This window comes from Paracoccus chinensis (genome assembly GCF_900102885.1).
GTDB lineage: Bacteria > Pseudomonadota > Alphaproteobacteria > Rhodobacterales > Rhodobacteraceae > Paracoccus > Paracoccus chinensis.
This window is the reverse complement of the sequence record NZ_FNGE01000003.1, coordinates 237,243-261,734: the sequence shown is the minus strand read 5'-3', so window position 1 is coordinate 261,734 and position 24,492 is coordinate 237,243. Positions and strand designations below refer to the sequence as shown.

The following is a 24,492-nucleotide window of genomic DNA, read 5'->3' as shown; positions in this document are numbered from 1 at the left end:
GCAAGTATCCGGCGGCTCCCGCTCGGGTCAGAGGGTCCAGCGGATAAACAACAAACATTCGGTATGAACACAACCTATGATTGACTGATTTTTTCGGCGCGTGCCTTTGCATAGCTGCGGCAGATGTACCATCCCTTTCTGGCCAGGTCGGCGGAGGAAGGCCGACCCGCGGGTTTCAGACCGGCACCTTCCCGCCAGAACAGGCAGGGGGTTTACATACATTCACGAATGTCTGTATAAGCGTCGCTTCGCGAGGACAGGACATGCGCCGAAGCAAGGAAGATTCAGAGCAGACGCGCACCGCCATCCTGGATGCAGCGGAGCGGATGTTCTGCGAAAAAGGCTATGCCGCCGCCACGGTCGAATCGATCTCGCGTGCGGCGGGCCTGACGCGGGGGGCCTTCTACTGGCACTTCCGCGACAAGGCCGAGGTGCTGGGGGCGCTGCATGGGCGCACCTTCCTGCCGCAGGAAAAGATCCTGACCAGCGCCATTGCCCCCGATATGCCGGACCCGCTGGGCTGCCTTTTTGTGGCGGCGCTTGAAGCACTGCGTTCCTTTGAAGTGAACGAATGCGAGCAGCGCATCTTCCGCATCATGTCCGACCTGACGATCGAACAGGATGGACGAGAGGCCCTGGCCCGCATCCACGCCGAGATGCGTACGCTGATTGGCACCGTGATGCGGCGTGCCCAGGCGAACGGCACGCTGAACCCCGCGGTCACGGTGGCCGAGGCCGAACTGTACATCACGGTCACCATCGGCGGCCTGCTGGCCGAGTGGCTGACTTCGAGCAAGAGTTTCCCGCTGGCGCTTTCAGGCGAAAGGCTGTTGCGCCACCTGATGACCCTGCTGCGCGCGGATCAGGGGGACATTCCCCGGCGATGCGACAGCCCACCGGGCCGGGCCGGGCCGGAACTCGGTTCTTGACATTTGTGGCGCACGCGCGCCGAAAACAATCAACTTTCCTTCAGCGCTGACCTGAAAGTCCCCCATGTTCCATTTTCCTCTTTCCCGCCCCGCCCTTGGGCTTGCAGGCGTCCTGCTGCTGGGCCTGGCGCCCTGCGCGGCCTCGGCGCAGGCGCCCACGCCGACCGTCACGGTTCTGGAGGCGCAGCCCACCGACTATACCCTGACGGCGCGCCTGCCGGGCCGGATCAAGGCTTCGACCATTTCCGAGGTGCGGCCGCAAGTGTCGGGCATCATCCGCGAACGGCAGTTCGAGGAAGGCACCGAGGTCGAGGCGGGCCAGCCGCTTTATCAGATCGAATCCGACACCTATGCCGCCGCCGCCAGCGCGGCCCGGGCGGCGGTCGCGCAGGCGCAGGCGAACTTCGACCTGGCCCAGCGCGAGGCGCAGCGCGCCGAGGAACTGTTCACCAACCGCACCACCTCGGCTGCGGCCCGCGACGCGGCGATCGCCGGACGGGACGCGGCCAGTGCGGCGCTGCAACTGGCCCAGGCTCAGCTGCAATCGGCCGAGATCGACCTTGAACGGACGACGATCCGCGCCCCCATTCCGGGCGTGATCGGCTTTTCGCAAGCCACGCCCGGCTCGCTGGTCGCGGCGCAGCAGGCCAATCCCCTGACCACGATCCGCACGCTGGACCCTGTTTACGTGGACGTGACGCAATCCGCGAATGACCTGCTGCGTTGGCGGCAGTCCCAGCATGGCGGGGGCGTCCTGGCGACGGGTCAGGCCACGCTGATCCTGCCCACGGGTGACGAATACCCGGTCAAGGGCGAGCTGCGCGCGGCCGAGCCTCAGGTCGAGCCGACCACCGGCATGATCACCCTGCGGATCGCCTTCCCGAACCCCGACAAGCTGCTGCTGCCCGGCCTTTATGTCGAGGTGATCCTGCCCCAGATCGAGGAAAAGGGCGTCTACCTGGTCCCGCAATCGGTCGTGATGCGTGACCAGAGCGGGACTCCGAACGTGTGGGTGGTCGAAAACGGCACGGTCGCGGTGCGCCCGCTGACGGTGGAAACCTCGGACGGGAACAACTGGGTCGTCACCGAGGGCCTGAACCCCGGCGACCAGATCATCGCCACCGGCTTCCAGAAGGTCGCCCCCGGCGCCCCTGTGGAAATCGCGCCCGATCCGGCCGAGGCCGGGGCGCAGCCCGAGGGTGCGGCCCCGGATGCCGAAGCCGCGCCGGCTGCGGCCGCGGCGACCGCTCCGGCGGAAGGAAACTGAGGCATGGCCCGCTTTTTCATCGACCGGCCCATCTTCGCCTGGGTCATCGCGATCATCATCATGGGCCTGGGGATCCTTTCGGTCCTCAGGCTGCCGATCTCGCAGTATCCCTCGATCGCGGGGCCGTCCGTCGTCATCAGCACGGTCTATCCCGGTGCCTCGGCCCAGACCTCGGCCGACACGGTTGTGCAGATCATCGAACGCGAGATGACCGGCCTCGACGGGCTGCGCTACATCGACTCGTCCACTACCTCGACCGGCGGGGCGCAGATCACCCTCAGCTTCGAGCTGGGGACCGACCCCGACATCGCCCAGGTGCAGGTCCAGAACAAGCTGGCCCAGGCCGAGGCCGGACTGCCCGAGGCGGTGACGCGGCAGGGCATCACGGTGCAGAAATCGGCCACCGGCTTCCTGATGGTCGTGGGCCTTGTCTCCACTGACGGGACGCGCACGGCCGTCGACCTCGCCGACTATCTCAACTCGTACATGGTCGAGCCGTTGTCGCGGATCGACGGCGTGGGCGGCGTGCAGGTCTTCGGGTCGGAATACTCGATGCGGATCTGGCTCGATCCGACCCGGCTCAAGTATTACGACCTGTCGCCGGACCAGGTGGTTGCGGCGATCCGGGCGCAGAACGCGCAGATCTCGGCCGGGGCCTTCGGCGCGATGCCGGCCCCCGAGGGACAGCAGCTCAACGCCACGATCACGGCGCAGTCGCTGCTGCGCACGCCCGAGGATTTCGAGCGCATCGTGCTGCGGGCCGATGTGGACGGCGGGCTTGTCCTGCTGCGCGACGTGGCCCGGACCGAGCTCGGCTCCGAGAACTACGAGATCGAGGCCTTCTTCAACGGCCAGCCCGCCTCGGGCATGGCGATCCAGCTTGCCTCGGGCGCCAACGCGCTGGAGACCTCGGAACTGGTCAAGGCGAGGCTGGCGCAACTGGCCGAGACGATGCCGGCGGGCGTGGAATACGTCATTCCCTATGACACGACGCCCTTCGTGCTTCTGTCCATCGAGGCGGTGATCCACACGCTGGTCGAGGCGATCATCCTCGTCGTCCTCGTGATGCTGATCTTCCTGCACAACTTCCGGGCCACGCTGATCCCGACGCTGGCGGTGCCGGTCGTGATCCTCGGCACCTTCGGGATCATGGCGGTGCTGGGTTTCAGCATCAACACGCTGACCATGCTGGCGATGGTTCTGGCCATCGGCCTTCTGGTCGACGACGCCATCGTGGTGGTCGAGAACGTCGAACGGATCATGCGCGACGAGCATCTCGGCCCTGTCGAGGCGACCCGCAAGTCGATGGACGAGATCTCGGGCGCGCTGGTCGGCATCGGCATCGTCGTCTCGGCGGTGTTCGTGCCCATGGCCTTCTTCGGCGGCTCGACCGGGGAGATGTACAAGCAGTTCGCCGTGACCATCGTCAGCGCCATGATGCTGTCGGTGTTCATCGCGCTGACCTTCACGCCCGCGCTCTGCGCCACCATCCTCAAGCCGCATGACAACCTCGGCCCGTCCTCGGGGCGGCGCCAGGGCATGCTGGCACGGCTGGGCAACGGCTTTAGCAACTGGTTCGAGCGGAGCTTCGGCCGCGTGACCAACGGCTACATGCGCATCGTGCGCGTCGCGACGGCGGGGCCGCTGCGGATGATGATCGTCTATGGCCTGCTTGTCGCGGGCATGGTGCTGATGTTCCAGCGCACCCCCACGGCCTTCCTGCCCGACGAGGACCAGGGCGCGATCATGACCATCGTCCAGGCACCCAGCGGCACCACCGCGCAGGCGACCGAGGCGGTGCTGAAGAAGGTTTCGGACTACTACACCACTGCCGAGGCCGAGAACGTCGAGTCGGTCTTCTCGGTGCGCGGCTTCTCGTTCTCGGGGCAGGGGCAGAACATGGGCATGATGTTCGTCCGCCTGACCGACTGGGAAGAACGCGCCGACCCTGAAAAGTCTGCCGCCGCCATCGCAGGCCGCGCCTTCGGGCCGCTGATGGGCGGCATCCGCGAGGCCCTGGTCATCCCGATCGTGCCGCCCGCGGTGCTCGAACTCGGCAATGCCAGCGGTTTCTCGGCCTACCTGACCGCTGCCGGGGGCCAGTCGCACGAGGAACTGCTTGAGGCGCGCAACATGCTGCTGGGCATGGCAGGCGAAAGCCCCCTGCTGACGGCGGTGCGCCCCAACGGCGTCGAGGACGCCTCGCAGTTCCAGCTGAACATCGACTGGGCCAAGGCGGGCGCGGTCGGGGTGACGGCGACGGACGTGGGGTCGTTCCTGGCCACTATCTGGTCGGGGTCCTATGTCAACGACTTCATCTACAACGGCCGCATCAAGCGGGTGTATGTCCAAGGCGAGCCCTGGGCCCGCACCGCACCGCGCGACCTTGAGCTCTGGCGGATCCGCAATGCGAACGGCGAGTTCGTGGACTTCTCGGCCTTCGCCACGCAGGACTGGGTCTATGGTCCCCAGCAGGTCAAGCGCTATGACGCGCTGCCTGCCATGGCGATCGACGGCCAGCCCGCGCCGGGCTACTCGACCGGCGACGCGCTGAACGAGATGGAGCGTCTGGCAGGCGAGCTTCCGCCTGGTTTCAGCCTGCAATGGACCGGTCTGTCGCTTGAGGAGAAGGAGGCCGGGGCAGGCGCCTTCGCGCTTTACGCCCTGGCGCTTGCGACCGTGTTCCTGTGCCTGGCCGCGCTTTACGAAAGCTGGACGATCCCGATCGCGGTGCTGCTGGCGATGCCGGTTGGCGTGCTGGGCGCCCTGATCGGCGCCTGGGTCGGCGGACAGGACAACGGCGTCTACTTCCAGGTGGGCCTGCTGACCGTCGTCGGCCTGACCGGCAAGAACGGCATCATGATCGTGGAATTCGCCCGCGAGCGGATGGAGTCCTTCGGGGAAAGCGCGGTCGAGGCGGTGCGCCATGCCGCCCGGCTGCGCTTCCGCCCGATCGTCATGACCTCGCTGGCCTTCGGGCTGGGGGTGCTGCCCCTGGTGCTGTCCTCGGGCGCGGGTGCGGGTGCGCGGCACGCCATCGGTTATGCGACCTTCTTCGGGACCTTCACCGGGACGGCGCTGACGCTGGTCTTCGTTCCGGTGTTCTATGTGCTGGTCACGCGTCTGTTCAGCCGCAGGCAGGCCCCACAGGCAGCCAAGGCAGGCTGAGCCGAAAGGATCGGTCCCGCTTCGGCGGGGCCCTTTCATCAGCCGCACTGAAAGCAGAACGGCCGCCGCAGGGAACTGCGGCGGCCGTGTCCTTTATCGATGACCGGGGGTCAGCGGATCGGGTTGCGATAGATCATCCGCCGGACCGATCCGGTCTTGGACCGCATCAGGATCGTTTCCGTCTCGATGAAGTTCGGCTCGCGGCGCAGGCCCTTGACGATGGACCCGTTGGTGACGCCGGTGGCCGAGAAGATCACGTCCGCCGTCACCATCTCGTCGCGGGTGTAGATGCGGTTCAGGTCGGTGATGCCGGCCTTGGCGGCACGGGCGCGCTCGTCGTCGTTGCGGAACATCAGCCGGCCCCACATCTGCCCGCCCATGCATTTCAGGGCCGAGGCCGCCAGCACGCCTTCCGGCGCGCCGCCCGAGCCCATGTACATGTCGATGCCGGTCTTCTCGGGCTCGGCCACGTGCATGACGCCCGCCACGTCGCCGTCGGTGATCAGGCGGATCGCGGCGCCGGTGGCGCGGACCTCGGCGATCATTTCCTCGTGACGGGGACGTTCCAGGATGCAGACCGTGATGTCCTCGGGGCGCACGCCGCCGGCCTTGGCCAGCGCATGGACGCGCTCGCTGGGGGACATGTCGAGGCTGACCACGTCCTTGGCATAGCCCGGGCCCACGGCCAGCTTGTCCATGTAGACGTCGGGGGCGTGCAGCAGCGTGCCGCGCGGCGCCATGGCGATCACGGTCAGCGCGTTCGGCATGTCCTTGGCGGTCAGCGTGGTGCCTTCCAGCGGGTCCAGCGCGATGTCCACCTCGGGGCCTTCGCCGCTGCCGACCTCTTCGCCGATGAACAGCATCGGCGCCTCGTCGCGCTCGCCTTCACCGATCACGACGACGCCCTTGATGTCGAGCATGTTCAGCTGCTCTCGCATGGCGTTCACGGCGGCCTGGTCGGCGGCCTTCTCGTCGCCGCGGCCGATCAGCCGCGCCGAGGCATGGGCGGCCGCCTCGCTGACGCGGGCAAGGCCCAGCGACAGCATCCGGTCGTTGAAGTCGGTGGTAGAGGCGTTCATCGGTCGTTCCCTTGCTGGCCGTTTGCAGGCGCTCTTAGGCCCGCCCATGGGTTGCGTCCAGTCTGGGGGCGCTAACAGCCTACAAATGAGGGCAATCAGTTCGCCGACAGTTCCAGCGCCAGCGCATGGATGCGGGGAACGATGTCGCCCAGCGTGCGGTTTACCAGCCGGTGCTGTTCCACCCGGCCCAAGCCCTGGAAGCGCGGCGAGGCCATGCGGATCCGGAAATGCGTCTGCCCGCCCTCGCGCCAGCCGCCGTGGCCCCGGTGCTGTTCGCTTTCGTCGATCACTTCCAGCCGCGTGGGCTCGAGTGCGGCCAGCCGTGCCTGCATTTCCTCGGCGATACTCTGCTTCATTTGGGCTCTCCCCCTTTTTCTTCCGGCGAAAAGCCCTACACTCCCCGTCCCGAGTCGAAAAGCAGGCCATTCATGTCCAACAGCGACCCGTTCGGTTTCGATATCTCCGCGGCTTCCGACAAGAAGCGGCGGTCCAAGGGTCGTCGCGGCATGTCCGGCGCCTTCGAGACATCGACCCGCAAATGCGACAAGTCCGGCTGCACCCAGCCGGGCCAGTACCGCGCGCCCAAGTCTCCGAAGCACCTGGATGACTACTACTGGTTCTGCAAGGAACACGTGCGCGAGTACAACACCAACTGGAACTACTTCCAGGGCCAGTCCGAGGCCGAGTTTCAGGAGTTTCTGGACAATGCGACCGTCTGGGAACGGCCCACGCGCCCCTTCGGCCGGGCCGCGCAGGAACAGGCTTGGGCGCGCCACGGCGTCAACGACCCGCTGGAAATCCTGGGCGCCAACGGCACCAACCCCGAGGTCCGCACCCGCGCGACCCGCAAGCTGCCGCCCACGGAACGGCGCGCGCTGGAGATCCTGGATGCCAAGGACAGCTGGACCAAGCAGGAGATCCGCAAGCAGTACAAGTCGCTGGTCAAGGACCTGCACCCGGACATGAACGGCGGCGACCGGTCCGACGAGGACCGCCTGCAGGAGGTTGTCTGGGCCTGGGACCAGATCAAGGACAGCCGCAGCTTCAAGGACTGAGCAGCGATCCTGCCTGAAACGCCGGACCGGGGCGCTGCCTCCGCCCCGGCGCGTGACTCCTTCCTTGCGGTAAACAGTCCAGTGGAAGGTTTCGGGTCGCTCGAAAGTTCGGGTATGCGGGTCATGGACAAGCAAGAGACTTCCGCCCGGCATCGTGCCGGGGCAACACGGAACGGCTTTCTCACCTCCCAAACCTAGCTAAGGTTTTCTTCTTCGTCCAAGTATCCCGGGGTCCGGGGCAGCGCCCCGGTCCGGCGGTGACGCGGGCGCGCCCTGCCATTCACATCGCCGGGACACCCACCGCCTCGCCCTTGCGCCGGATGCCTTTGGTCGCGACAAGCGGCGCATGACTGCCTTCCTGAATGTCGAACGCTCGCTCACGGGGCGGCGCTGGTCCGGCCCCGATCCCGCCGAGGAACGCCTGGCCGAGGGCCTCGCCCAATCCGCAGGCCTGCCCCTGCCTGTCGCGCGCATCCTCGCTGCCCGGGGCGTAACCGCCGCCGAAGCCCCCGGCCACTTGGAGCCGCGCCTGCGCGAGCTGCTGCCCGATCCCCTGCGCCTGCGCGACATGGTGCCGGCCGCCGAGCGGCTGGTCGCCGCTGTCACGGCGGGCGAGCGCATCGCCGTTTTTGCCGATTATGACGTGGACGGCGGTGCCTCGGCGGCGCTGGTCCTGTGCTGGCTGCGCGCGCAGGGCAGGGACGCCACGCTCTACGTCCCCGACCGCATCGAGGAGGGTTACGGCCCGAACGCCCCTGCCATCGACCGGCTGGCGCAGGACCACAGCCTGATCGTCTGCGTGGACTGCGGCACGCTGAGCCACGAGGCGCTGGAGGCCGCGCGCGGCCGCGCCGACGTGATCGTGCTGGACCATCACCAAGGCGGAGAGACTCTGCCGCCCGCGCTGGCCGTAGTGAACCCCAACCGGGCGGACGAGGACGGCGCGCTTGGCCATCTCTGCGCTGCGGGTGTCGTCTTCCTGACGCTGGTGCAGGCGAACCGCGTGCTGCGCGCGCAGGGGCGCCCCGAGCCCGAACTGATGCCGATGCTCGATCTCGTGGCGCTTGCGACGGTGGCGGACGTGGCCCCGCTGGTCGGCGTCAACCGCGCCTTCGTGCGGCAAGGGCTGACCATCATGGCGCGGCGGGCGCGGCCGGGGCTGGTGGCGCTGTCGGATGTGGCGCGGCTGGACAGCGCGCCCTCGGCCTTTCACCTTGGCTTCCTTCTGGGGCCGAGGATCAACGCGGGCGGACGGGTGGGGAGGGCGGACCTTGGCGCGCGCTGCCTCAGCTGCACGGACCCTGCCGAGGCCGGGGCGCTGGCGCAGGAACTGGACGCGCTGAACCGCGACCGCCGCACGATCGAGGGCGCGGTGCGCGAGGCGGCACTGGCGCAGGCCGAGGCGCGTGGCGATCCCGCACTCTCCTGGGCGGCGGGCGATGACTGGCATCCCGGCGTCGTGGGGATCGTCGCGGCGCGGCTGAAGGAGGCCACGGGCCGCCCCTCGGTCGTGATCGGCGTCTCGGGCGGCATCGGCAAGGGCTCGGCCCGCTCGGTTCCCGGCGTGGACATCGGCCGCGCGATCCAGCGGCTTGCCGCCGAAGGATTGATCGTCCGCGGCGGGGGCCATGCCATGGCGGCGGGCCTGACGGTCGAGGCCGCGCTCATCCCCGCTGCCATGGCCCGGCTGTCTGAACTGGTCGCCGGGGCCTTGCAGGGGCAGGAGGCGGGCGCGCTGCGGATCTCGGGCCTGCTGGACGCCCGCGCCGCGAATTTCGAGATGATCGAGGCGCTGGACCGCGCCGGTCCCTTCGGCGCCGGGGCTCCTGCGCCCCGCTTCGCGCTCTCCGACCAGATTCTCGAGCAGGTCCAGACCATGGGCGACAGCCACCTGCGCCTGCGCGCCCGCAGCCCCGGTGCGCCGCCGCTGGACGTGGTTGCCTGGGGGGCGATGCAGGGCCCGTTGGGTCCGGCACTGCTGGGCGCGCGCGGGCGGCGCTTTCATCTCGCGGGAAAGCTGGAGCTGTCCACCTACGGCGGTCGCCAGCGCGTCCGGCTGCGCCTGGATGACGCTTCCGAGCCCGCCTGAGCGGCACAAGATCGGGCTTTTCCAAGGATTTGAGAGTAAAGATGAAGAAAAATCGTCCGACCCTGATTTTTCCTCTTGCGGCCCTCCGGAGCTTTGCCTAAACACCGCTCCACGCCACGCAGCAAACGCTGCAAGGCGCCAAAGGTGGCCCGTTCGTCTATCGGTTAGGACGTCAGGTTTTCAACCTGAAAAGAGGGGTTCGACTCCCCTACGGGCTGCCACTTTCATCCTTCATGTCAAAACCACATCCGCCAGACCGGCGGTCCTGCGGCAAGCGGAGCTCAACTGATCGCTGCTGCGGCGGGACACATATCGCCGCGCCGGTCACTCCAGCCGCTGCTCGTAGAGGTGGTAGGTCACGCGGCTGATGAAGGTTGCAAGTCCATCGCCCTTGCGGGCCAGCCGCGCCATCTCGTCCAGATTCGCTCGCCCCGCTGAAAGGACCGAATAGCGGTAGATGCCGCTTTCCCGAAAAGCCACGTCGATGTGGTCGCGCCCGATACGATAGGCCGCGACGCCCGAATCCGGCTTGGGGTAGGGCGTGAAGCCTGCGCGCAGGTCAGGCGGCAAAGCCGCGTCCCCGGCCCAGCACCGGGTCGCAGTCGGGCCGGGGCAGGGCAATCGAGGGATCACCCGGACCTTCCTGCATGTCGGGGACAAGGCCGCCCGGATAGGCGCCGACCACGGCAAAGTCCTCGCTTTGTCCGCAATTGCAATGGGCGAGCCCCGCGGGAATCACGACGACGTCGCCGGCCTCGATCCGCTGGATCTCGCCCTCGGGTCCGCCCAGCTGGAGGTCGGCCCAACCGGCGTAGCAGCCCAAGCTCTCATGCGTGGTCGCGTGAAAATGGTGCCAGTCATAGACGCCGTTGCGCCAGGACCCGGTCCAGCCGTTCGCGGCGAAGGTATCCTCGAACCACTCGGGGCGCGGCTCGCCCGCGCCCTTGTGGATCAGCGGCCCGCTCACCGCCGCAGCCGGGCGATCAGGGACGAGGTGTCCCAGCGACCGCCCCCCATCTGCTGGACGTCCTTGTAGAACTGATCCACCAGCGCGGTGACGGGCAGGCTCGCGCCCGTCTCGTCGGCCGTGGAAAGGCAGATGCCGAGGTCCTTGCGCATCCAGTCCACCGCAAAGCCGAAGTCGAACTTGCCCTCGGCCATTGACTTGTGGCGGTTCTGCATCTGCCAGCTTCCGGCGGCGCCCTGGCTGATGACCTCGACCACCTCGGGAATGGACAGGCCCGCGCGCTCGGCGAAGTTCAGCGACTCGGCCAGGCCCTGCACCAGCCCGGCAATGGCGATCTGGTTGCACATCTTGGTCAGCTGGCCCGCGCCGCTGTCGCCCATGCGGCGGCAGATGCGGGCGTAAGCCGCCATCACCGGCTCGGCGGCTGCGTAATCCTGTTCGGAGCCGCCGCACATGATGGATAGCTGCCCGTTCTCGGCCCCCGCCTGTCCGCCCGAGACGGGGGCGTCCACGAAACCCAGACCCGCCTCGCGCGCGGACTGCGCCAGTTCGCGCGTGACCTGCGCCGACACGGTGGTGTGATCGACGAAGATCGCGCCCTTCGCCATCCCCGCAAACGCTCCGTCCTCGCCGGTGCAGACCTGCCGCAGGTCGTCGTCGTTGCCCACGCAGGCCATCACGAACTCGGCGCCCTTGGCTGCGGCGCGGGGCGTCGTCGCGTGTCGGCCCTTGTGGCGGCTGGACCAGGCCTCGGCCTTGGCGGCGGTGCGGTTGTAGACGGTCACCTCGTGGCCCGCGGCGGCCAGATGGCCCGCCATCGGGAAGCCCATCACGCCCAGTCCCAGAAACGCTACTCGTGCCATCCCGTCCCCTTGGTCTGCCGCGTTGAAAAGCCGCGGCCTCTGCCCTATCAGCCTTGCACATTCCATTGCCCCCGTGCCCCGGTCAACCGGCGCCCCTCGTTTTCAAGGACGTCCGCCCCTCATGCTTTCGCTGTTTCGCTGGCTGGTCCGGCTGACCATCGGCCTGATGATCGGCTTCGTGGGGGCGGCGGTGCTGGCCTGGTATTTCGCCGTCCGCTCGCTGCCCGACTATGACGCGCAACTGGCGCTGCCGGGGATCGAGCAGCGGGTCGAGATCGTCCGCACGACCGAGAACGTCCCCCATATCCTGGCCACGACCGACCACGACGCCTTCTTCGCGCTGGGATTCGCTCATGCGCAGGATCGGTTGTTCCAGATGGTGGTGCTGCGCCGCGCAGCGCAGGGGCGCTTGGCCGAGATGTTCGGGGAACGCGCCTATGCGACCGACGACCTTTCCCGGCGCTTGGGGTTGTGGCGCAACGCCGAGGCGTCGCTGGAGGCGCAGGACGAGCCGACCCGCGCCGCGCTGCAGGCCTATGCCGACGGCGTGAACGCGTGGGTCGAGGAGGTGAACAAGGGCGCCCTGGGTCGCGGCGCGCCCGAGTTCTTCCTGCTGCCGGGCGACATCGCCTATTGGCAGCCCGCGGATTCGCTGGCGATCCTCAAGCTGGTGGCTGCGGGCGCCTCGGGTCAGGTCGCGGCCGAGGTGACGCGGGCGCGCGTCTCTCTGGCGGTGCCGGAACGTGCGGGCGACCTGACGGGCGCCGTGGGCGAGCCTCCTCTGCCGCCCTATGCGTCGCTGTTCGGCGGCGGCGCGCGCTTCGTGGCCCCGCCCGAGGAAGCCATGTCCGACTGGTTCGCCTCGCTTGTGGGTTATGTGGCCGTCGGGCGCGGCGCCACGGCCAACGCCTTCGCGGCTGCTCCTGCACGGACGGCGGCCGGTGCGCCGCTGCTGGCCAACGACCCCCATGTGGCGCTGACCGCGCCCTCGCTGTGGTACCTGGCTCGGATGGACCTGCAGGCAGGCAGCGTCATTGGCGGCACGATCCCCGGCATCCCCGCGATCCTGACGGGCCGCAACCCCGGTCTGGCCTGGGGCCTGACGCCCGCTTGGGTGGACGACCAGGACATCGTGATGGAGGAGGTCCAGCCCGGCGCGCCCGATCGCTATCTGGGCGACGGCGGCTGGCGCGACTTCACGACCCGGCAGGAGGTGATCCGCGTGCTGGATGCCGAAGATCGCCGTATCACCCTGCGCGAAAGCGACGCCGGCCCCGTCATCCCGCCTGCCCATCTGGGGCTGGCCGAGGTGACGCCCGCGGGCTATGTCCCCGCGCTGCGCTGGACCGGACTGTCGGATCGGGACACGACCATGAGCGCACTGATGGCGCTGATGCAGGCGACCAACCGGGCGCAGGCGCAACGCGCCGCCACCGGTATCGTGGCCCCGGCGGTCGAGGTCACCCTGGCGGATACCGAGGGCGTGGCGCAGGTTCTGTCCGGGACGATCCCGCGCCGTCCGGCGGATCATCCCACGGGCGGCCGGATGCCCGCGCCGGGTCGCGATGCCCGCGTGCGCTGGCTGGACCCGCTGCCGCCAACTGCGCCCTTGCGCGTAACCGCACCCCTGCAGGGGATGGTCGCCGCTACGGGCGCGGAAACCGCAATCGGTGCCGGAACCGCGCTCATCCCGCCCCCCGCCGGAGCCGCCGCGCCTGCCGGCGTGGAATTGGTTCCCATTGCGGCTGGCTCTGCCCTTGCCGAGCCGCAGCCGGGCCCGGCTGAAGACAGGCTTGGCCCCGATGCCGCGCCGTCGCCCGAGGCAGCGCCGTCGATCCTCGAAAGCCTCGGCCACAACCGCGACGATCCGCTGCGGCTGTCGCGGCTGTCGCGCCTGCTGGCCCTGCGCGAGATCCATTCGCGCGACAGCTTCATCGACGCACAGCTCGACACCGTCAGCCCGGCGGCCCGCGCGCTTCTGCCGCTTGTAGGCGCGAACCTGTGGTTCACGGGCGAACCCGCCGCCCCCGGCACGCCCGAGCGGCAGCGGCAGGACGCCTTGGCGCTGCTGGCTGAATGGGACGGCAACATGGGCGAGCACCTGCCCGAGCCGCTGATCTATTCCGCCTGGATGCGCCGCCTGCAGGAGCGGCTGACACATGACGAACTGGGCGGCCTCGCGACCGAACTGGCGGGTCGCCTGCAGCCGGCCTTCATCGAGCGCGTCTTCCGCAACACGGATGGCGCGGCCGCCTGGTGCGACGTGGTCCAGTCCGCGCCCGTCGAGGATTGCGCCACCATGGCCCGGCAGGCGCTCGACGCGGCGCTGATCGATCTTTCGGACCGCTTCGGCCCCGAGGTGGAAAGCTGGCGCTGGGGCGATGCGCATGTGGCCCGCCACGATCACCCTGCACTGGGGCGGATGCCGATCCTGAACTGGGTCGTCAGCCTCGTGCAGTCCACCTCGGGGGATGGTTCCAGCATCGCCCGCGCCCCGGTGCTGGGGGCCGAGGAGAACCCGTGGACTGCCGTGGAGGGGGCGGGCTATCGCGGCGTCTATGACCTCGCCGATCCCGACAGCTCGGTCTTCGTGATCGCGACGGGGCAGTCGGGGCACCCGCTGTCGCGCCACTACGACGACCTGTCGGAACGCTGGCGGCGCGGCGAGTATGTGACGATGTCGCTGGACCCGACGCTCGCGCGCGCGGGCGCCCGGGGGATCACGGTGCTGTCCCCGGCGGAATGATTGCAGGACTGGCCGTTTGCCGCCCTGCGACACGGCATGAAAAAGGCCCGCCCGGATCGCTCCGGCGGGCCTTCCTGCATTCATGATCCGGTGATCAGACGGCCTTCTTCAGCGCCTCGACCAGGTCCGTGCGTTCCCAGCTGAAGCCGCCGTCCGCCTCGGGCTGGCGGCCGAAATGGCCGTAGGCCGAGGTGCGGCGATAGATCGGCTTGCACAGGTCCAATTGGTCGCGAATGCCCTTGGGCGTCAGCTCCATGACCTCGCCCACGGCCTTCTCGATCTGCGCATCCGGCACCTTCCCGGTGCCGAAGGTGTCGGCATAGATCGACAGCGGACGCGCCACGCCGATGGCATAGCTCAGCTGGATGACGCAGCGGTCGGCAAGGCCCGCGGCCACGACGTTCTTGGCCAGATAGCGCGCCGCATAGGCCGCCGAACGGTCCACCTTGGTCGGGTCCTTGCCCGAGAAGGCGCCGCCGCCATGCGGGGCCGCGCCGCCATAGGTGTCCACGATGATCTTGCGCCCGGTCAGCCCCGCGTCCCCGTCCGGGCCGCCGATGACGAACTTGCCGGTCGGGTTGACGTGCCAGATGGTCTTCTCGGTCAGCCAGCCCTGCGGCAGCATCTCGCGCACATAGGGCTCCACGATGGCACGGATGTCGTCCGAGGTCTGCGCCTCGTCCTTGTGCTGGTGGCTGACGACGATCTGCGTCACCTCGACAGGCTTGCCGTCCTCGTAGCGCAGGGACAGCTGCGACTTGGCATCGGGTCCGAGAGTGGGTTCCGCGCCGGACTTCCGCGCCTCGGCCAGCCGCCGCAGGATCGCATGGGCATACTGGATCGGGGCAGGCATCAGCTCGGGCGTCTCGTTCACGGCATAGCCGAACATGATCCCCTGGTCGCCGGCGCCGCCGTTGCCGACACCCTGCCAGATATGGGCCGACTGCTGGTGCAGGAAGTTCAGGACGTGGCAGGTGTTCCAGTGGAATTTTTCCTGCTCGTAGCCGATGTCGCGGATCACCTTGCGGGCGATCTCGGGGACGTCGCCCATGACCTCGGCCAGCCGGGCCTCGTCCTTGAGGCCGATCTCGCCGCCGATCACCACGGTCGAGGTGGTGGCGAAGGCCTCGCAGGCCACGCGGGCGGCGGGTTCCTCGGCCAGCAGCGCGTCGAGAACCGCGTCAGAAATCTGGTCGCACAATTTATCGGGATGCCCTTCCGAGACGGACTCGGAGGTGAAGACGTAGTTCTGACGGGACATGCTCGCTCCATTGGGTTCAAGACCGCGCCACGCCAGGAAGCCGTTGTGGGGGTCGAGGACCGGCCTACGCGACCCGCCCTTTCACGTCAATGTCTTGCGCCTGCGGCCAAATGCCAGCGCAGCCAGCGCGGCTGCCATCAGCCCCAGCATCGGCGCGTCGCCCCAGCGCCACCAGAGCGTCGGTGGCAGGGCACCGGGCAGTCGCGCGTCGATCACCCCCGCCTCGTTCAGGGGCAGCGTGGCGCGGACCCGGCCCTGTGCGTCGATGGCAGCCGAGATGCCGGTGTTGGCCGCGCGCAGGACCGGCAGCCCGGACTGAATCGCCCGCAACCGTGCCTGCGCGAGATGCTGGTAGGGACCGGACCAGGTGCCGAACCAGGCGTCGTTGGTGATCTGCAGGATCCAGGCCGGGCGTTCGGCGCGGATCAGGTGACGCTCGAAGATCGCCTCGTAGCAGATCATCGGCTGGAAGGGGGGCAGCCCTCCCAGCGTCAGGACCTGTGGGCCGGGCCCCGAGGTATAGCCGTGGCCATGCTGGGCAGCGAAAGCGGTGATGCCGAAGCGTGCCAAGGCGTCGCCCCAAGGGATGTATTCGCCGAAAGGAACCAGATGGAACTTGTCATAAACCGGGCCGATGCGGGCGTCGCCGGTGAACTCGACAAGGCTGTTGAACCATGCCGCGCCCTCGCTGCGCTGGATGCCGGTGATGGTCGTCGCACCAGAGGACAGGGCGATGTCGGCCAGCACGGGCTCGGCGTCCTCCAGCAGGAAGGGCACGGCGGTTTCGGGCCAGACCACCGCGTCGGGGAAGGCGATCCCCATCTCGGGCTTCAGCGGCAGGGCCGAGAGGCCCGTAAGGCGCTGGTAGAAGACGGGGGCCCACTCGGGGCTCCATTTCAGGGTCTGGTCGGCGTTGGGCTGGACCAGACGGATGATCTCGGGCCGGTCGGCGGGCAGGGGCTGGTTCAACCGGGCAAGGCCCGCAAACCACGCCGCGGCAATCAGCATGGCCGCATTGGCAAGCCCGTGCCAGGGGCGGCCGCCTGTCACGCCCAGGGCCACCAGCAGCGCCGCCGCCAGTGTCAGGGCCGACAATCCCATGGCCCCAAACCACGCGGCGAGTTGCCCTGCGGGTGTGTCGATCCAGACATGCCCCGTGAGCGCCCAGGGAAAGCCGGTAAATATCCAGCCGCGCAACCAGTCAGAGACAAGGATCGCCAGAGCCACCGCCGCCAGGCGGCTGGGCATGTTCCATCCGAGCCGATACGCGGCCCAGGAGGGAATGGCCCAGAAGAGCCCGCCGCCCGCCGCCGTCAGCACCAGCGCAAAGGGCGACATCCAGCCGTAGATTTCGGCCTCGACCAGAAAGGGCTGGGTGATCCAGAACAGCGCAAGCGCGAAGTGGCCCGTGCTAATGACCAGCGCCCGCAACAGCGCAGCCCGAGCCGAGGGCGCCTGGCTCACACGCCACAGCATCGCCGCCAGCGCCAGCACCGTGAGGGGCCACAGCCCCCAAGGTGCCTGGCCAAGCGCGGCGGCCAGACCGACGGCAAGGTCCGCCGCGATCCAGCCCAGTGCGGCGCGCCAGGCAAGGCGCGGCCGCGGGCTGGCAAGCGACACCTCGGCCGGGCGCATGACCGGGATCAGGCGCCTTCGGCGGGCTCGGCGTCCCGGCTGGCGGGCGCCTCGGTTTCGGCAACGGGCAGCGCCGCGCCCTCAGCCGCTTCGTGCGGTCGCTGCTCGGTCGAGCCTTCTGCCGCCGAAGTGTCCCCCGAGGCGTGCACCTCGGCCTCGGCCTGGACGGCCGGTCCCTTGCCTTCTGCACCAGCATCCGATGCGGTCGGGACGTCCGGCGCCGAAACGCCTGCGTCCACCGCATTGCTGCCGCTTTCGCCAGCCGGGGAAGCCGTGTCCTCGGCAACCTTGTCTTCGCCAGCGCCATTCGCAGCGGCGTGGCCCGCAGCAGCCTCTTGCGGGGCCGCAGCTTCGGACGGAACGCTCTCGGCCGCGCTTTCTTCCGCTGCCGCCTTGGCGGGCGACTTGCGGCGCGTGCGAGGGGCGCGCTTCTTGGCAGGCTTCTCGGCCTGCGGTTCGGAGGCCGGCTCTGCCGCAGCTTCGGTTGCTGCTTCCTCGACCGCAGCATCCCCCGAGGGCGCAGCCGCATCCTGCTCCGGCTTCACCGCCTCGTCAGCAGTCGTTTCGGCTTCGGCCACTGCGCGGGGCGAGCGGCTGCGGCGCGAACGGCTGCGCTTCTGGGGCGCTTCGGCTTCCGCGGCTTCCGGCACCTCGACCACGGCCACGGCTTCCGCCACGAGCTCCTCGGCCTTCGGCTCCTCGGCCACCGCTTCGGGGGCCGCGGGCTTGTTGGCGTTCGCGGCCATGCGGGCCTCGGTCACGGCCAAGGCATCGCTGAAGCTGGTCAGCAGGAAGTCGGGTGTGTGATCGCCCATGCCGACCACGCCCGGTCCGCGATCGCGGTCGCGGTAACGCTCGCGCCGGTCGTCGCGGCGGTCCTCGCGCCCATTGTCGCGCCGTTCATCGCGGCGCTCGGCCGGACGTTCCTGACGTTCCTCGGCGCGGCCGTTCCGTGCGCCGTTGCCATTCGGCCCGCGCGGCTCGGGCGCACGCTCGGGCGTGCGCTTTTCCTCGATAACCACCTCGGCTGCCTCGACAGGTTCCTTGACGCTTTCCTCGCGCGGCGAGCTGCGGCGAGAGCGGGTGCGCGTCGGCGCGCCGCGCGAATTGCCGCGCTCGGACGCGGGACGCGGGGGCTTCTGCGCGGCGTCGGACAGGCGGAAGCCTTCAGGGGCGCTGGCGCGGGGCAGACTCTGCTTGACCAGGTTCTCGATGGCCGAAAGGTATTTCTCGTCCGCAGGCGTTCCGATGGAGATCGCCGTGCCTTCGCGTCCGGCCCGGCCGGTGCGGCCGATGCGGTGGACGTAGTCCTCGGCATGGCTCGGCAGGTCGAAGTTGAAGACATGGCTGACCGCCGGAATGTCGAGCCCCCGCGCCGCCACGTCGGACGCCACGAGGAAGCGCAGCGTCCCTTCGCGGAAGCCGTCCAGCGTCGCCATGCGGACGCGCTGGTCCAGGTCGCCATGGATGGGCGCGGCGTCATAGCCATGCGCCTTCAGCGACTTGGCGACGATGTCCACGTCCGTCTTGCGGTTGCAGAAGATGATGGCGTTCTTCAGGCCCTCGCCCTCGGCGTCGATCAGCGCCCGCAGCAGTTCGCGCTTCTGCTTGGCGGTCTGGTCCTTGCGGGTGGGGGTCAGCTCGACCAGGCGCTGGGTGATCGTTTCGGAGGTCGTGGCCTGGCGCGCGACCTCGATCCGCTCGGGGGCGTGCAGGAAGGTGTCGGTGATCCGCTCGATCTCGGGCGCCATGGTGGCCGAGAAGAACAGCGTCTGCCGGGTGAAGGGGGTCAGCTGGAAGATGCGCTCGATGTCCGGGATGAAGCCCATGTCGAGCATCCGGTCGGCCTCGTCCACGACCATGATCTGGACGCCCGTCAGCAGCAGCTTGCCGCGCTCGAAATGGTCCAGAAGGCGGCCGGGGGTGGCGATCAGCACGTCCACGCCGCGGTCGATCAGCTTGTCCTGCTCGCCGAAGGACACGCCGCCAATCAGCAGGGCCTTGGTCAGCTTGGTGTGCTTGGCATAGGTGTCGAAGTTCTCGGCCACCTGCGCGGCCAGTTCCCGCGTCGGCGCCAGCACGAGGCTGCGCGGCATCCGCGCCCGTGCCCGGCCGCGGCCCAGCAGGGTGATCATCGGCAGGGTGAAGCTGGCGGTCTTGCCGGTGCCGGTCTGGGCGATGCCCAGCACGTCGCGGCCCTCTAGCGCGGGCGGAATGGCGCCGGCCTGAATGGGGGTAGGGGTCTCATAGCCCGCCTCGGCAATCGCCTGCAGAACCTTGGGGTCAAGCTTGAGATCGGAGAATTTCGTCATCGGGGTCTTTCAAAAGGAGGTGTCGCTGTCCGACGCGCCAATTTGCGCGATAAGCGGGACGCGGCCTTCCATGCGCCCCTCGGTTGCCCGCCGGATGCGGGCCTCGCGCACCTACAGCAGAACGTGCCGAAGGTCAAATGAAAGCGCGATTGCAGGAAGGTGGGCGCAGGGCTCAAGGGTTTCAAGTCGCACCGGAACATCGCGCCTTCGGTTGCGGCGGGCGGGCCGCTTCGCTATCGCAGGGCGGACAGGATGAGAGAGACATGAATATCTTCGCAGACATCCGCGCCCTGGTGATCCGCGCGCTGACCGACCTGACCGAAGCGGGCGAGCTGCCCGGCAACCTCGACTTCAATGCCGTCGCGGTCGAGCCTCCGCGCGACCCCGCCCATGGCGACATGGCCACCAACGCCGCCATGGTGCTGGCCAAGCCCGCCGGCATGAAACCGCGCGAGATCGCGGACCTGCTGGCCGCGCGCCTGACGGGCGATCCCCGCGTCGCAAGCGCCGAGGTCGCGGGCCCCGGCTTCCTGAACCTGCGCCTTGCCCCCGGCATCTGGGCCGAGGTGCTGCGCGCCGCCCTGTCGGCCCCCGCCGACTATGGCCGCGTGCCTCTCGGCCAGGGCCAGAGGGTCAACGTCGAGTTCGTCAGCGCCAACCCTACCGGCCCCATGCATGTGGGCCACATGCGCGGCGCGGTCTTCGGCGACGCCCTGGCGAACCTGCTGCAGTTCGCGGGCGAGGACGTCACGCGCGAATACTACATCAACGACGGGGGCGCGCAGGTCGATGTTCTGGCCCGCTCGGCCTATGAACGCTACCGCGAGGCGCATGGGCTGGAACCGCAGATCGCCGAGGGCCTGTATCCCGGCGACTACCTGATCCCCGTGGGCGAGGCGCTCAAGGCGCGTTTCGGCGACAGCCTGCTCGACAAGCCCGAGGCGGACTGGCTGGCCGAGGTGCGCGAGTTCGCCACCGAGGTCATGATGCAGATGATCCGCGAGGATCTGGACCTGCTGGGCGTCACCATGGACGTCTATTCCTCGGAAAAGGCGCTTTACGGCACCGGCCGGATCGAGGCCGCCATCGACCGCCTGCGGTCCCAAGACCTGATCTACGAGGGCGTGCTTGAGCCCCCCAAGGGCAAGACCCCCGAGGACTGGGAGCCGCGCGAGCAGACGCTGTTCCGGTCCACCGCGCATGGGGACGACGTGGACCGGCCGGTCAAGAAGTCGGACGGGTCTTGGACCTATTTCGCGCCGGATATTGCGTATCACTGGGACAAGATCGACCGCGGCTTCGACCAGCTGATCGACATCTTCGGCGCCGACCACGGCGGCTATGTCAAGCGGATGCAGGCCGCCGTCTCGGCGCTGTCGAACGGGCGGGTGCCACTGGACGTCAAGCTGATCCAGCTGGTCAAGCTGTTCAAGAACGGCGAGCCCTTCAAGATGTCCAAGCGGGCGGGCACCTTTGTCACCCTGCGCGACGTGGTGGAACAGGCGGGCCGCGACGTCACCCGCTTCCACATGCTGACGCGCAAGAACGACGCGGCGCTGGATTTCGACTTCGACAAGGTGCTGGAACAGTCCAAGGACAACCCGGTCTGGTACGTCCAGTACGCCAGCGCCCGCATCAACAGCGTGCTGCGCCGGGCAGGCGAGATGGGCGCGGACATTTCCGATGCCGCGCTCGCGCAGGCGGACCTTGCCGCGCTGGACCATCCGGCGCAGCAGGCACTTGCCCGCCGCATCTCGGAATGGCCCCGCATCGTCGAGATCGCCGCCCGCGCGCATGAGCCGCACCGGATCGCCTTCTTCCTCTACGATCTCGCCTCGGACCTGCACGTGCTATGGAACCGCGGCAACGACGAGGTGACGCTGCGTTTCGTGCAGGATGGTGACATCGCCGCAACATCGGCGAAAATCGCATTGGCGCGCGCGGTCGGCGTTGTCATTTCAGCAGGTTTGGGTATCTTGGGCGTCACTCCGGCAAAGGAAATGCGCTGATCAAGACGCATCCAGCCACGGGGTGACGAGCGGTCAACGAAAACCGGACCATAACCGGTGGACAGGCAGGACAGGATACGATGACGGTGGTGGATTTCCGCTCCGGCGGGTACGACGACTCGCGTGGGTCTTACGGGCACGGCGACACGGACATTCCCTACACGGCACATGACTGGAATGCCGAGGACTGGGACGAACTGGCCCTCGAGGGGCAGCCTGACGGCGCCCGCCTGTCCGACCGCAGCGGCGTCCTTGGCCGGGTTGCCCGCCTGACGCACTATCTGGGCGCACTGGTGTCCGTGGTCCTCATGCTCGCCCTGCTTGTCTGGGGCTACCAGCTGGTCGTCCGCGACGTGTCGGGCGTTCCCGTCATCCGCGCGGTCGAGGGCGAGGCCCGGATCGCGCCCGAGGAACCCGGTGGAACGCTGTCGGATCGCGAGGGTCTTGCCGTCAACGACGTCGCCGCCGGCACCGAAAGCGCTCCGGTCGAGCGGGTCGCCATCGCCCCCGCGCCGACCGCGCTGGACGGGCAGGACGTGGCGATGGGCGAGCTTGGCGCCACTGCGCGCGAGCCTGCCGCCATCGACGAGATCATCGAACCGGCCGGCACCCCCGCCATCGCCATGACCGACGCCGAGTCCGCGCGCCAGGCCGTGCTGGAAGCCGAAGCCGAAGCTGCCGCGATGGCCACGGGCGTCCCTGCCGTCGCGCCGGCCGAGGCCGACAGCGTCTCGGTTGCCGCGGCCGTCACCGATACGAACGGCCAGCCCGCGCTGGACACCGCCATCACCGGTGCCCTGGCAGAGGCCGGCGCGGCGCCTTCGGTCGCCACCCCCACCCGCCCGCTGCCGCGTCCGCGCCGCATCGCTGCGGTGGCCCCGGCCGTCAGCGCCCCTGCCGCCGCGGCAGAGACCGTGACCGATGCCGCGCCTGCCGCCGAGGCGCCTGTCGAGACTCCTCCGGTCCAGCTCGCCTCGGGCGCGCCGCTGGTGCAGATCGGCGCCTTCGACAGCGGCGCCATCGCCGAAAGCGAGTGGAGCCGCATCTCCGGCCGTTATGGCGACCTGTTTGCGGGCAAGGCTCCGGTCGTGCAGCAGCACAAGGCGGGCGGACGCACCTTCTATCGCCTGCGCATCGCCGGCTTCGAGTCCCGTGACGAGGCGCGCAAGTTCTGCGCCGCCCTGATCGCCGCGGGCAACGACTGCATCCCCGCAGCCGCGCAGTGACCGGCGGGACGACAGATCATGCGACCACGACAGCCCCGACCGTGCAGGCCGGGGCTTCGTTTTCCGGGGGGCATGGTGCGACGATCCTGGGGGTCGAGGGACTGGCGCTTTCCCCCGACGAGCGGGCCTTCCTGCGCAATGCGGACCCTTGGGGCTTCATCCTCTTCGCCCGCAACGTGGCCGATCCCGACCAACTGCGCCGCCTGACGGATAACCTGCGCGAGGCTGTGGGCCGCAACGCGGTGGTGATGGTTGACCAGGAGGGCGGGCGCGTCCAGCGCTTGCGCGCGCCGCACTGGACCGACTGGCCCGCCGCCATGGACAGCGCCGTTGACGGTCCCCGCGCCGTCTACCTGCGCCACCGGCTGATGGGGCAAGAGTTGCGCGCCGTCGGAATCGACGCCGACGCCGCGCCCTGCCTCGACATCGCGGACCACGCCACGCACCCTTTCCTGCGCAACCGCTGCTTCGGCACGGATGCAGGAACCGTGGCCCTGATGGGTCGGGCCGCGGCTGACGGGTTGCTGGCGGCCGGAGTGCTGCCCATCGTCAAGCACATGCCCGGTCATGGCCGGACGCGGGTGGACAGCCACCACGACCTGCCGGTGTTAGACGTGGCGCTCGACGACCTGGACGCAACCGATTTTGCGCCGTTCCGTGCGCTGAATGACCTGCCGCTGGGGATGACCGCACATATCCGCCTGACCCAGTTGGACGACCGGCCAGCGACCGCCTCGCCCGCCGCGATCCGGCTGATCCGCGAACGCATCGGCTTCGAGGGCCTGCTGATGAGCGACGACATCGGCATGAATGCCCTGAGCGGCACCCCCGCCGAGCGCGCCGCCGCTGCCATCGCCGCAGGCTGCGACCTTGTGCTCGCCTGCAACCTCACCCGGGCCGAGTTCGAACAGGTCACCGAGGCTGCCGGCCGCATGACTCCCGATGCGCAGGCCCGCGCCGAGGCCGCGCTGGCCCGCCGGGGTCCGCCCGACCCGGCCTCGCCCGCCGACCTGCGCGCCCAACTTGCTGCACTCCTCGCTGCCTGAGGCGCCGAGGGCTTCTTCTTCGTCCAAATATCCCGGGGTGAGCGCCGCAGGCGCGAGGGGCAGCGCCCCTCTCTATGCCAGCCACTCCCGCGCCAAGGCTGGCAGGTCCGCGAAGCGGTTCAGCACATGATCCGGGGACAGCCGCGAGATCCCTGCGCCTTCCGGCCCGAAGCCGATCAGCGATACACGCACGCCCGCGGCCCGCGCGGTCTTCACGTCCGTTTCCGTGTCGCCCAGCAGGAAGGACCGCGAAACCTCTCCACCGGCCTGCGCGACAGCGGCACGATAGGGGCGGGGATCGGGCTTGCGGACAGGCAGGCTGTCGGCGCCGATCATGCCGCTAAATTGTTCACGCACATTCAAGGCAGACAGCAATTTCTCGGCCAGTGCCAAGGGCTTGTTTGTGCAGATCGCCAGCCTGAAACCCTCGGCGGCCAAGGCGTGCAGCGCGGGTTCGACGCCATCGTAAAGACGGGTGCTGTCAGCCAGGCAGTCGTCATAAAAGGAGAGGAGCCGGGGGAAGTCCACCTCCTCCGCGTCTGGCGGCAGCAGCGTGTCGGCGGGCACTCTTGCATAGCCCGCGCGCAGCATGGCGCGGCCCCCGTGGAAAGCGATTTCCGCATCGGCGGCCGGGTCCAGCAGCCGCCCCAGGCCGCGGCTTTCGAAGCAGGCATTCGCCGCTGCGATCAAGTCCGCCGCGGTATCCGCGAGCGTTCCGTCCAGGTCGAACACCACCGTGCCGCGATCCATGCCCATATTCCGTAACCTTTCGACAAATTCTGTGACCGGGCGCACCCTTCCGTCTTGCAGCGCGCCTAGCTAGAACGCTGACAAAGATCA

The 24,492-nt window shown here is 68.8% G+C and carries 17 protein-coding genes, 1 tRNA gene, 1 pseudogene and 1 riboswitch; of the genes and pseudogenes, 10 read left to right on the top strand and 9 right to left on the bottom strand.

The window, feature by feature from the left end; genetic code table 11:
• Positions 1-80: 80 nt before the first annotated feature.
• The 3 genes from BLQ03_RS04985 to BLQ03_RS04975 all read left to right on the top strand — a co-directional run bounded on the left by BLQ03_RS04985 (position 81) and on the right by BLQ03_RS04975 (position 5,364).
• Complete coding sequence (locus tag BLQ03_RS04985; protein ID WP_139166634.1) at positions 81-929, top strand: TetR/AcrR family transcriptional regulator; 849 nt, start codon at positions 81-83, stop codon at positions 927-929.
• Between the two features lie 64 nt (positions 930-993).
• The gene (locus BLQ03_RS04980) at positions 994-2,196 is read left to right on the top strand and encodes an efflux RND transporter periplasmic adaptor subunit (protein WP_090753544.1); all 1,203 of its coding nucleotides are present in this window, start codon (positions 994-996) and stop codon (positions 2,194-2,196) included.
• A 3-nt stretch (positions 2,197-2,199) separates the two neighbouring features.
• Positions 2,200-5,364, top strand: a complete 3,165-nt coding sequence (locus BLQ03_RS04975; RefSeq protein ID WP_090753543.1) for an efflux RND transporter permease subunit — start codon at positions 2,200-2,202, stop codon at positions 5,362-5,364.
• 110 nt (positions 5,365-5,474) lie between these two features.
• Here BLQ03_RS04975 and glpX read toward each other — a convergent pair whose 3' ends face one another.
• Both glpX and BLQ03_RS04965 read right to left on the bottom strand, forming a co-directional pair.
• Positions 5,475-6,443 (bottom strand): class II fructose-bisphosphatase, encoded by a 969-nt coding sequence (gene glpX, locus BLQ03_RS04970; RefSeq protein WP_090753541.1) that lies wholly within the window; start codon positions 6,441-6,443, stop codon positions 5,475-5,477.
• Between the two features lie 95 nt (positions 6,444-6,538).
• The gene (locus tag BLQ03_RS04965) at positions 6,539-6,799 is read right to left on the bottom strand and encodes a BolA family protein (protein ID WP_090753540.1); all 261 of its coding nucleotides are present in this window, start codon (positions 6,797-6,799) and stop codon (positions 6,539-6,541) included.
• 72 nt (positions 6,800-6,871) lie between these two features.
• Between BLQ03_RS04965 and BLQ03_RS04960 the strand changes: the two genes are divergently transcribed.
• From BLQ03_RS04960 to BLQ03_RS04950, 3 genes are all read left to right on the top strand, one after another.
• Complete coding sequence (locus BLQ03_RS04960; protein WP_090753538.1) at positions 6,872-7,498, top strand: DnaJ domain-containing protein; 627 nt, start codon at positions 6,872-6,874, stop codon at positions 7,496-7,498.
• 346 nt (positions 7,499-7,844) lie between these two features.
• Positions 7,845-9,587 carry a single-stranded-DNA-specific exonuclease RecJ gene (recJ, locus tag BLQ03_RS04955; RefSeq protein WP_090753536.1) on the top strand — a complete coding sequence of 581 codons (1,743 nt, stop codon included), beginning with the start codon at positions 7,845-7,847 and terminating at the stop codon, positions 9,585-9,587.
• A 146-nt stretch (positions 9,588-9,733) separates the two neighbouring features.
• A tRNA-Glu gene (locus BLQ03_RS04950) sits at positions 9,734-9,808 on the top strand.
• 103 nt (positions 9,809-9,911) lie between these two features.
• On the opposite strand, the gene BLQ03_RS04945 is transcribed toward BLQ03_RS04950, so the two are convergent.
• From BLQ03_RS04945 to BLQ03_RS04935, 3 genes are read right to left on the bottom strand one after another with little or no spacing between them, the layout of a single operon-like run.
• Complete coding sequence (locus BLQ03_RS04945) at positions 9,912-10,157, bottom strand: hypothetical protein (protein WP_217629656.1); 246 nt, start codon at positions 10,155-10,157, stop codon at positions 9,912-9,914.
• Entirely contained in the window at positions 10,147-10,554 is a 408-nt protein-coding gene (locus BLQ03_RS04940; RefSeq protein WP_090753535.1) for a hypothetical protein, read from the bottom strand. The genes BLQ03_RS04945 and BLQ03_RS04940 overlap by 11 nt, the downstream gene beginning before the upstream one ends.
• Positions 10,551-11,417: an NAD(P)-dependent oxidoreductase gene (locus BLQ03_RS04935; RefSeq protein WP_090753533.1), complete on the bottom strand. Its 867-nt coding sequence runs from the start codon at positions 11,415-11,417 to the stop codon at positions 10,551-10,553. Before BLQ03_RS04935 ends, BLQ03_RS04940 begins: the two co-directional genes overlap by 4 nt.
• A gap of 121 nt (positions 11,418-11,538) precedes the next feature.
• Here BLQ03_RS04935 and BLQ03_RS04930 point away from each other — a divergent pair, with 121 nt between their 5' ends.
• Positions 11,539-14,163, top strand: coding sequence for a penicillin acylase family protein (locus BLQ03_RS04930; RefSeq protein WP_090753531.1), 2,625 nt, complete (start codon positions 11,539-11,541; stop codon positions 14,161-14,163).
• Positions 14,164-14,257: 94 nt separating this feature from the next.
• Here BLQ03_RS04930 and metK read toward each other — a convergent pair whose 3' ends face one another.
• From metK to BLQ03_RS04915, 3 genes and pseudogenes are all read right to left on the bottom strand, one after another.
• Complete coding sequence (metK, locus tag BLQ03_RS04925) at positions 14,258-15,424, bottom strand: methionine adenosyltransferase (protein ID WP_090753529.1); 1,167 nt, start codon at positions 15,422-15,424, stop codon at positions 14,258-14,260.
• A 3-nt stretch (positions 15,425-15,427) separates the two neighbouring features.
• A riboswitch (SAM-SAH riboswitch) is annotated at positions 15,428-15,479 on the bottom strand.
• A gap of 26 nt (positions 15,480-15,505) precedes the next feature.
• The gene (gene lnt / locus BLQ03_RS04920; protein WP_090753527.1) at positions 15,506-17,059 is read right to left on the bottom strand and encodes an apolipoprotein N-acyltransferase; all 1,554 of its coding nucleotides are present in this window, start codon (positions 17,057-17,059) and stop codon (positions 15,506-15,508) included.
• 776 nt (positions 17,060-17,835) lie between these two features.
• Positions 17,836-19,371, bottom strand: a pseudogene (locus BLQ03_RS04915) (DEAD/DEAH box helicase); the annotation flags it as partial.
• A 263-nt stretch (positions 19,372-19,634) separates the two neighbouring features.
• Here BLQ03_RS04915 and argS point away from each other — a divergent pair.
• From argS to nagZ, 3 genes are all read left to right on the top strand, one after another.
• Positions 19,635-21,380 carry an arginine--tRNA ligase gene (argS, locus tag BLQ03_RS04910; RefSeq protein ID WP_090753523.1) on the top strand — a complete coding sequence of 582 codons (1,746 nt, stop codon included), beginning with the start codon at positions 19,635-19,637 and terminating at the stop codon, positions 21,378-21,380.
• Positions 21,381-21,460: 80 nt separating this feature from the next.
• The gene (locus tag BLQ03_RS04905; protein WP_090753521.1) at positions 21,461-22,606 is read left to right on the top strand and encodes an SPOR domain-containing protein; all 1,146 of its coding nucleotides are present in this window, start codon (positions 21,461-21,463) and stop codon (positions 22,604-22,606) included.
• Positions 22,607-22,647: 41 nt separating this feature from the next.
• Positions 22,648-23,652 (top strand): beta-N-acetylhexosaminidase, encoded by a 1,005-nt coding sequence (gene nagZ, locus BLQ03_RS04900; protein WP_090753520.1) that lies wholly within the window; start codon positions 22,648-22,650, stop codon positions 23,650-23,652.
• 72 nt (positions 23,653-23,724) lie between these two features.
• Here nagZ and BLQ03_RS04895 read toward each other — a convergent pair whose 3' ends face one another.
• Entirely contained in the window at positions 23,725-24,408 is a 684-nt protein-coding gene (locus BLQ03_RS04895) for an HAD-IA family hydrolase (protein WP_425415716.1), read from the bottom strand.
• Positions 24,409-24,492: the final 84 nt, after the last annotated feature.